This window comes from Thauera phenylacetica B4P (assembly GCF_000310225.1).
In the GTDB taxonomy this organism is placed as follows: Bacteria; Pseudomonadota; Gammaproteobacteria; order Burkholderiales; family Rhodocyclaceae; genus Thauera; species Thauera phenylacetica.
The window spans coordinates 1-1,197 of record NZ_AMXF01000475.1; the positions used below are offsets into that span (position 1 = coordinate 1).

At 72.4% G+C, this 1,197-nt stretch carries 1 protein-coding gene; it reads right to left on the minus strand.

Going from position 1 to position 1,197, the window contains the following annotated elements; translation table 11 throughout:
- The coding region (locus tag C667_RS23130) for a molybdopterin cofactor-binding domain-containing protein (RefSeq protein WP_004389402.1) at nt 1–1,197 on the minus strand (1,197 nt) is incomplete at both ends.

The following is a 1,197-nucleotide window of genomic DNA, read 5'->3' on the forward strand; positions in this document are numbered from 1 at the left end:
CCCAGGTGCGCGCGGCGAACGCCGCCAGGCGCTGGCGGATGCGGCGCGCGGCGGCGGCGGCGGCCTGGCCGTTGAGGTCGGCGCCGGTCGAGGCCGCGGTGGCCGAGGTGTTGGCGACCTTGCTGGTGTCGGTGGCGGTGGCGCGCACGCGTGCGAGATCGATGCCGAGCTCGTGCGCCACCACCTGGCAGACCTTGGTGTTCACCCCCTGGCCCATCTCGGTGCCGCCGTGGTTCACCAGCACCGAGCCGTCGGTATACACATGCACCAGCGCGCCGGCCTGGTTGAGGTGGCTGAGGTTGAAGGAGATGCCGAACTTCACCGGGGTGAGCGCGAGGCCTTTCTTCAGCACCGGGCTCGTCGCGTTGAAGGCGGCGATCGCGCTGCGGCGGGCGCGGTAGTCGCTGTCGGCCTCGAGCTCGGCGACCAGCTCGAGGATCACGTTATCGGCGACCACCTGGCCGTAGGGCGTGGTGTCGCGGCCGAGGCTGCCGTAGAAGTTGAGCCTGCGCACGTCGAGCGCGTCGCGCCCCAGCGTGCGCGCGATGCTGTCGAGCACATGTTCGATCGCGATCGCGCCCTGCGGCCCGCCGAAGCCGCGAAACGCCGTGTTGGACTGGGTGTGGGTGCGCGCGAGCAGGGCGCGGATGTCGACGTCCGACAGGTAGTAGGCGTTGTCCACATGGCACACCGCGCGCGTGGCGACCGGGCCCGACAGGTCGGCGGAGAAGCCGGCGCGCGCGACCATCTCGATGCGCAGCGCGAGCACGCGGCCGTCGTCGTCGAAGCCGACCTCGTAGTCGTAGTGGAAGTCGTGGCGCTTGCCGGTGATCCGCATGTCGTCATCGCGGTCGGGGCGCAGCTTGACCGGGCGGCGAAACTTCCACGCCGCCAGCGCCGCCACGCAGGCGAACAGCGCCGACTGCGACTCCTTGCCGCCGAAGCCGCCGCCCATGCGGCGCGTCTCCACCACCACGCGGTGGGCCGCCAGCCCGAGCATGTGCGCGACCACGTGCTGCATCTCGGTGGGGTGCTGGGTGGAGCACCACAACTGCATGCAGCCGTCCTCGCGCGGCGCGGCGCAGGCGACCTGGCCCTCGAGGTAGAAATGCTCCTGGCCGCCGACCTGCCACCGTCCGGCGAGGCGGTGGGGCGCGGCGGCGAGGCGCGCCGCCGGCTCGCCGCGCACGCGCTGCA